Source organism: Chamaesiphon polymorphus CCALA 037 (assembly GCF_003003845.1).
In the GTDB taxonomy this organism is placed as follows: Bacteria; Cyanobacteriota; Cyanobacteriia; order Cyanobacteriales; family Chamaesiphonaceae; genus Chamaesiphon; species Chamaesiphon polymorphus.
Map to the genome: position 1 here is coordinate 1 of NZ_PVWO01000270.1, position 7,720 is coordinate 7,720.

The 7,720-nt window shown below is 49.8% G+C and carries 4 protein-coding genes; 3 read left to right on the forward strand and 1 reads right to left on the reverse strand.

Translation table 11 applies throughout. From position 1 onward, the window contains the following. The first annotated feature begins 115 nt into the window (after positions 1–115). Positions 116–3,877 (forward strand): WD40 repeat domain-containing protein, encoded by a 3,762-nt coding sequence (locus C7B77_RS18565; protein ID WP_106308124.1) that lies wholly within the window; start codon positions 116–118, stop codon positions 3,875–3,877. A 245-nt stretch (positions 3,878–4,122) separates the two neighbouring features. Here the strand turns inward: C7B77_RS18565 and C7B77_RS18570 are convergent, their stop codons facing one another. Then, entirely contained in the window at positions 4,123–4,818 is a 696-nt protein-coding gene (locus C7B77_RS18570; RefSeq protein ID WP_106308127.1) for an aldehyde oxygenase (deformylating), read from the reverse strand. Between the two features lie 248 nt (positions 4,819–5,066). Here C7B77_RS18570 and C7B77_RS18575 point away from each other — a divergent pair, with 248 nt between their 5' ends. Then, positions 5,067–5,822, forward strand: coding sequence for a carbohydrate ABC transporter permease (locus tag C7B77_RS18575; protein WP_342761363.1), 756 nt, complete (start codon positions 5,067–5,069; stop codon positions 5,820–5,822). A gap of 358 nt (positions 5,823–6,180) precedes the next feature. Further along, entirely contained in the window at positions 6,181–7,647 is a 1,467-nt protein-coding gene (locus tag C7B77_RS18580; protein WP_106308133.1) for an RtcB family protein, read from the forward strand. Positions 7,648–7,720 lie beyond the last annotated feature (73 nt).

Consider the following 7,720-nt stretch of genomic DNA (forward strand, 5'->3'; position numbering starts at 1 on the left):
ATTGTATTTTTATAACTAAAAACCTCCTCTCGTCTCAGCTCTAATCCCTATCCACAGCCAGATCGGTTATCTTGATGAGTATGAGAAACTGAGAATTGGTTGGGAGAAGATCTTGATGGAAATAGAGCGTGCTGAGGCAATCGTCAAAGAACTTTTAGCTCCAAAATACCTAAATCCACCTCAGCAAATGGTATTTAGGGCGGCTTGGGCGGGTCGCTCTTATCGCGATTTGGCCGCAGCCGCTGGGTACGACTTTAACTACATCAAAGGCGTCGGCGCGCAAGTATGGCGGATGTTATCCGCAGCGACGCAGCAGAAAGTCTCTAAAACTAATTTTCGGCAGATAATCGAATCATTTGCTAACAGCATCGATCCATCACCGAGCGCAGCAGAGCCAATCTACCCACAAATCGACTGGGGCGAAGGGATGGATGTCTCGGCATTTTATGGACGGGAATTAGAACGCGATCGATTACATCGCTGGCTGGGCAAAGATCGCTGTCGGCTGGTGGCAATTTTGGGCATGGGTGGCATGGGTAAAACGACCATCGCGATCGAATTGGTTCAAGAATTGCAAGCCGCCATGCGTAATGTGGGAGACAATGGCGCGCCCGAAAATCCCGATCGGTTTAGCTATATTTTGTGGCGGAGTCTCCTCAATGCGCCACCTCTCAAAGAATTACTCCCAGAATTAATCCGCACGTTGATTTTATCGCCACGGTTGAAAACCAGTTCTAGTGCGACGGGACGGCAATTGACAAGCGATCGATTGCAATTGGAACTAATGCCCAAAACAGTAGCGGGGCAAATTGAATTGTTACTCGAAATTTGCCAGCAGCATCGCTGTCTGATTGTCTTAGACAATGGCGAATCGATTTTTCAGGCTGGGGCGCGGGTGGGACAATATCGCTCTGGGTATGCCGATTATGGCGATTTATTTAGTACGTTAGGACGGATGAATCATCAGAGTTGTCTATTACTTACCAGTCGCGAAAAACCGACGCAAATCAGTCAACTTGAAGGCGTCGATGCCAAAGTCCGCACCCTGATGCTACCGGGATTGGATGCGATCGCCGGACAACAAATTTTTGCAGATCGTGGGTGTAAGCCTGTAGTCCCGTTGGAATGGGCGGAGGTCGATCGTTATTGTGGCGGCAATCCGTTGGCTTTTCAACTGATTGCGGCGGCAGTGCAGGAAGTGGCGGATGGCGATGTAAGTGAAATTTTCCCCCACTTGCGAGCCAATAAGTTAGGTTTTGCCGATATTCATATTTTGCTAGAGCAGCAGTGGGAACGGTTGACATCGGAGGAACAGCAGGTAATGTACTGGCTGGCGATCGGTCGCGAACCAATGTCGATTGCCGATTTGGAGATAGCACTACATCCAGCGTGGAATCGCCAGCCTCCAGGCAATCTAGAGCAGATCGAGCCACAGAGCAGTCTGGGCAATTCATCGTTACTCACAGTACTTCAGTCGCTCCGGCGGCGGAGTATTATCGCCACTTCATCCGGGATCGTTGGGATAGCCTCTACTCTGGAAAATCGGGGCAAACAGCACTGGTCGTTACAGCCGATGGTGATGGAATACGTCACGAGTAAATTTGTCGATCGGATTTGCACGGAGATGGAGCGGGAGCAACCGTTGTTGCTCAATACGCATCCGATCGCCCAAGCCAATGCTAAGGAGTATCTGCGGCAAGCACAATTACGACTGATTGTCAAACCCACACTCGATCGACTGCGTACTAGTATTGGCAATCCGCAGCAGATCGGCCAGCATCTGCGCCGCATCCTCGCTGACTGGCAAGAGCGCAATTCGTTGCAACCGGGATATTTTGCGGGTAATATCCTCAATTTTTTAATCGATCTCAAACTGGATCTGACCGATTTAGACTGTGCGGAGTTGGTAATTCAGCAGGCATATTTAGTCGGTAGCGATTTAGCGGGGGTCAATTTTACCAATGCACACATGTTCGATTGCGCTTTTACTCAAACTTTTAGTAGCGTACTAGCGATCGCCTATCATCCCACTGCCGATACTCTCGCCGCTAGCGATAGCAATGGCGATATTCGGCTCTGGTGCGTTAGCGACGGCCAATGTTTGCTGACTTGTTCGGGACATACCAATTGGGTGCGATCGATTAAATTTAGTCCCGACGGTAGGTATTTAGCCAGCTCTAGCGACGATCGGACGATCTCGATCTGGGATTTGCAAGATGGTGGCGTCTGCATAAAAACGCTCGGCGAGGGCATTCATAGCTTGGGAGTGAGTTTTAGCCCCGACGGTCGCTATTTAGCCAGCGGCAGCACAAATAATATTATTTACTATTGGGATCTGCACGCGGGGAAATGCGTGCGTCAATTTGCAGGGCATCAACATTGGTCGATGTCCATCTGCTTTCACCCCCAAGGACACAAATTAGTCAGTGGTAGTGCCGATGGTACCGTGCGGATCTGGGATATTGTCAGCGGTAAATGCGAACGAGTCTACAACGGCCACCAAAACTGGGTCACAACCGTCGATTATAGTCCCGATGGTCAAACTATCCTCAGTGGCAGTCTCGATGGCACCTTGCGCCTCTGGGATGCCATAGCCGAGACAGATGCTCCGGCGGAGAAGTTAGCAGCTTGTCGGCTGGTTTTAACCGGACATGGAGATGAAATTTGGTCGGCGGGATTTAGTCCGGATGGAACGCGGTTTGCGAGTGCGGGCGTCGGGGGATTGTTGCGGATTTGGCGGACGACTGACGGTCACTGCCTGCATCATTTAGAAGGACATCACGATCGGTTGTGGTCGGTAGCATTTCACCCACAGGGACATCAACTTGCCAGTGGTGGGGAAGATCGGACGATTCGGTTGTGGCAAATTAGCGATGGGAAATGTTTGCAAGCCCTCAATGGCTACACCAATTGGTTTCGATCGATCGCCTGGAGTCCCGACGCCCAAAAGCTGATTACCGCCAGTCGCGATGCTCTAGTCCGGGTGTGGTCGATCGCAGATCGGACTTGTACCGCACAATTAACCGGACATAGTAAGTCTGTAACTGCGGTGGCTGCCGATCCTCAAGGTCGGACTTTTGCCAGCAGTGGCGACGATCGCACGATTAGAATTTGGGATGCTCGATCCTTGAGCTGCGACCAAATTTTGCGCGGACATCAAGGCGGAATTCTCGCGCTAGCTTATAGTCCGAATGGCCGCTATCTAGCTAGCGGTGGTAGCGATTGTAGTATTAGAGTCTGGGATACCCAAAGGTGGCGGTGTCTGTCCGTTCGCACCGGACATACCGATCGCATCGGCGGTCTAGCCTATCATCCCACACTCGATCTGCTTGCTAGTGCGAGTGAGGATCGGACGGTTAAAATCTGGAATTCGCACGATAAAACGCCAGTGCAGATATTCTCCCAACATACCAATCGCGCGATCGCAGTTGCTTTCGATCCGTGCGGCACAATTCTGGCTAGCGGCGGGATGGATAGTCAAATCTTGCTCTGGGATATCGAAACTGGAGAGCTATGTCATACGCTTGCCGGACATGACGGCTGGATTTTATCGCTAGCATACAGTCCCGATGGTAAATGGCTATTTAGTGGTGCATCTGACTACACCATCAAAATTTGGTCGATGGAAACTGGACTATGCACCGATACGCTCGCTGGACATCAAAGCTGGATCTGGTCTGTAGCGGCTAGTTCGTGCGCGAGGTATTTAGCCAGTGCCAGCGAAGATGAAACAATTCGGCTCTGGGATTTGAATGATGGTAATCTACTTTCTACTCGTCGCGCCCACCGTCCCTATGAGGGCATGAATATTACTGGAGTTCAAGGATTGAGCAAAGCCCAAATTAACGATCTCAAAACGCTAGGAGCACAGGATTAGCGATCGATAACGAAGGCAGAAAGTAAAATCGGTAGGGGTAATTCATGAAGCGAGTGAAATCACGCGGAGGTTCCCTCCGCATGTGTTTCACTCAAGACATTACCCCTACCGATTTTGCCGCAATTGACAGTAAGATACTTGTCAAGTCAGTCAGATAACTTCACCGACCTTCAAGCCAATCTTAATCGGTAGCTTTCGATCGACAATCGCCAGCTATCAATTCTCAATTCTCAATTCTCAATTATCTAAGCTCCCATCAAGCCGTAGGCCGACATCCGCATAATTTCGCCAGTATTGAAGCCGATATTGCTCAGAGCTTCACCGTAGGCAATCATAAAGTCTTCAACTAGGGCATCCTTTTCCATCCCCAACACCTTGGCATCTTTGGCGACATTATTTAACATCTTCCACACCAAGGGGAGATTTTGACGGTTGGCAGTTTGCAGCTCGACTTTGGACGCTTCAAAGTTGTCTTGGAGCCAAACTTCGCCAAAATTGAGGTGCATGTATTCATCTTTGACTACCGCCTCTGTAATCTTTTTGGCGAACTCATCCGCAACTGGAATGTAGATGTTGTAAGCCGCGATCGCAAAACACTCGATAATCAAAGATTGGATCAACAGACAAGTGACGATATTGCCAGCCGCCGCCGCAACTTGAAAGTTGTCGTGAAGTTGGGCAAAAAATTCTTTGGCGAAGCCCAGGTCGGGAGTTACCTCTAAGTTCCGCGCACAGGCTTCAAACCCCTTCTTGTGGCGCAGTTCCATTTTGGATAACTTGACTAGATCGTCCTGGAAATCTGGCAATAAACCACTTAGTGTAATATAGTTTTCATGCGCTTCCTGTTCGCCTTCGATCACGATCGCATCGATCCGACTGTAGGCATCTTTGTAGATTTCACTTGTAAAGTTAAGTTCCAAACTGGCTGCCATCTGCACCATGAGTTCGATTTCTCCTATGGGTCCGAATATTATTTAATTTTACGCAGCCGCTAAGGGGCTGTTCCTTTGTGTAAAGATGTAACGTTACTGTAATCTTTTGCTGGCTAATCTAAAGATTTGTTTTTATTTACAAACTTTACTATCTTAACCGATCCCAGACCAAAACCGTGCATAAGTTATCCGATTCTGACTATTTTCGATGGTGGCAAGTTTTAAACTGGTTGCTCCTATTCATTGGGGCTAGTCTAATGATGGCACCGCTAGCAGTGGTTGTCATCACCTCGCTTACTCCAGTTGGGGCGACGGCTAGTGGTTTTAGCCTCCCCGATCGACTCGCATTTGCCAATTATCAAGCGGCTTGGAGTCAAGGTAACTTTCTCCTCGCTTTTGCTAATTCCACATTTGTAGCCCTAGCTGTGACTGCGGCGCAGATTTTTACCTCCGCGCTGGCAGGTTATGCCCTCGCCCGTCTAAAATTTCGGGGTCGTCAAGCCTTGCTCTTGCTGGTACTAGCTACCCTGGTTATTCCATTCCAACTTTTAGTCATTCCGATTTTTTTGATCCTAAAGTGGGGACACCTGCTCAATACATATAGTTCCCTAATTCTCCCCAGTGCTGCAAGTGGTTTTGGGATTTATTTACTGCGGCAATTTTTCTCGACCATTCCTGTCGAACTCGAACAAGCCGCCAGCCTCGACGGTGCCAATCGGTTGCAGATTTTGTGGCGGATCGTGCTGCCATTATCGCGCCCCGCACTGGTAACGCTGTTTTTGTTTACTTTTATCGGCGAGTGGAATGACTTATTTAAGCCGCTGATTTTTACGACCCGTCCCGAATTGCGTACCGTCCAACTGGCTCTGGCTGAATTTCAAGAACAATTTACCAATAGTTGGCAACTAATGATGGCCGCAGTTGGCATTGCGACTGTGCCGATTGTCGTGTTATTTCTGCTCGGACAAAAGCAGTTTATTCAAGGTGTGGCGAATACGGGGATTAAAGAGTAGGAGTTGGGGGTTGGGATTTTGGATCTCGGATCTCAGATTAGTAAGGCCAACGGGCACTCGATCGACACATGTTCGCGGGGATGCGTTTTCCAATCTGTAGGGGCAATTCATGAATTGCCCCTACAGATTGGAAAACTTACCACCACCCAAATCCTTGCAAAATTAGCAACTACTCGATCGACATATTACCAGTTGACATCGATCGATTTTTCGAGTTAGCATAAAAGTATGGGTAGATTGCCTAAATCTTATTAATTTACCAAAACCTTCAACTACTAACGACTGCGGCTGCTGAAAACCCAGTCAACCTATACAAAGAAAATTGCCAAAACCAGAAGTGGTATTGGCGACAGGTTTTATGCAGCAGCCAAAGAATACTCATCGACTCCTCCGCGCACTAGCAAAGCAAGGATTGGATGTAAGTTACGACAATAATATTTATACAGTACGCCTCAACGATGCTCTGTCAGAGCAACCGAACCAGCGACAAGAATTACCCATCGCCGAAGTTCTGCTACCGCCAGATTTTCCGATCGAAGGCAAAGCTTTTCAACAACTCGCTCGCCTGACAACACTCGCCCATCCTGGTGGGGGTAGTGTCACTCGTGCCTTTGCGACTCCCGATTTCCATCCCGGCGATACCGGAGTCGCGATCGGTTCGGTAATTCAAACCGAGGGAATGGTCGTCCCCGCAGCCGTCGGTAGCGATATCAATTGCGGAATGCGGCTGCATACGATCGATCTGAGCCTTGCCGATTTTCTCGCCCAGCGCGATAAATTTGTGGCATTGATGAAAGGAGACTATCTGCTCGGCACTCGCGACATCACCATGACAGCAGCCGCCAGTCGCGGCATGTTTGCTGACGGCATACCGGGCTGGCTGGAGCAGATGACAAAACAGCCAATGGGAAGTGTGGCTAGATCGGATTTCGCGCAACTATGGCAAGAAATAGATCGCGTTCAATTTCTCGGCTCGATGTGTGGAAATGCGCGTTGGGCACCGAGCGAACTCACACCAGCAGCAGGATTAGTACGCGATGGTGACTTGGGTACGGTTGGCGGCGGCAATCACTTCGTAGAAATCCAAGAAGTCATCGAGATCCGCCATCCTCGCCTCGCCTATGAATCCAACATCAAAGTCGGACAACTGGCGATCGCGATTCACTCCGGTTCGCGAACTGTAGGTAAATATATCGGTGGCATGTGGCGCGATCGAGCTAAAGCCGCCTGGCTCAAGGGTTGCCCCTTTCCTCAATCCGATCTGTTTTCGCTGTCTACCACTACCCATCCCGATTTAGTCGCCGAATATCTCGAAGCCGAAGCTACAGCGGCTAATTACGCCTTTGTCAATCGGTTAATTCTGGCTGAATTAATGCGACTGCGATTGCGGGAAGTCTATGGTGACATCGCCGCGCCATTGGTGTGCGATCTCCCCCACAATCTGACTTTTCCCCACAAGAATGGTTGGATCGTGCGTAAGGGTGCCTGTGCCGCAGCCGCAGGGCAATTACTGATTACACCCGGTTCGATGGGGACGCCTTCCTATTTATTATCGGGCTTGGGTAACGATCGCTATCTCAACTCGGCGTCGCACGGTGCGGGTCGATCGATTTCCCGATTTGAACTCACCCGCGCGGGTGCTAACTACACCGAGTCAGATTTAGGTTTGACCGCAGTAGATTGCATCACCTTAAGAAACGAACGCCGGATTGAAGAAGCTCCAGCCGCCTACAAGTCGATCGATCGCGTCATTGATACCCAAGTAGCCGCAGGCACGATCGAAGTAGTCGCTAAAATGCGCCCGATTCTCACCTTTAAGGCGTGAACTACCCCGCCCTGCACAATCGCGCTTACGCGCTCATGTGCGAGGACGGAGCTTCCGACTTCGAGGGCGACCG

Bases quoted from the DNA above. Each gene is read 5' to 3' on its own strand.
- C7B77_RS18575 (WP_342761363.1), top strand. From the start codon at position 5,067: ATGATGGCACCGCTAGCAGTGGTTGTCATCACCTCGCTTACTCCAGTT.
- C7B77_RS18565 (WP_106308124.1), top strand. From the start codon at position 116: ATGGAAATAGAGCGTGCTGAGGCAATCGTCAAAGAACTTTTAGCTCCA.
- C7B77_RS18570 (WP_106308127.1), bottom strand. From the start codon at position 4,818: ATGGTGCAGATGGCAGCCAGTTTGGAACTTAACTTTACAAGTGAAATC.
- C7B77_RS18580 (WP_106308133.1), top strand. From the start codon at position 6,181: ATGCAGCAGCCAAAGAATACTCATCGACTCCTCCGCGCACTAGCAAAG.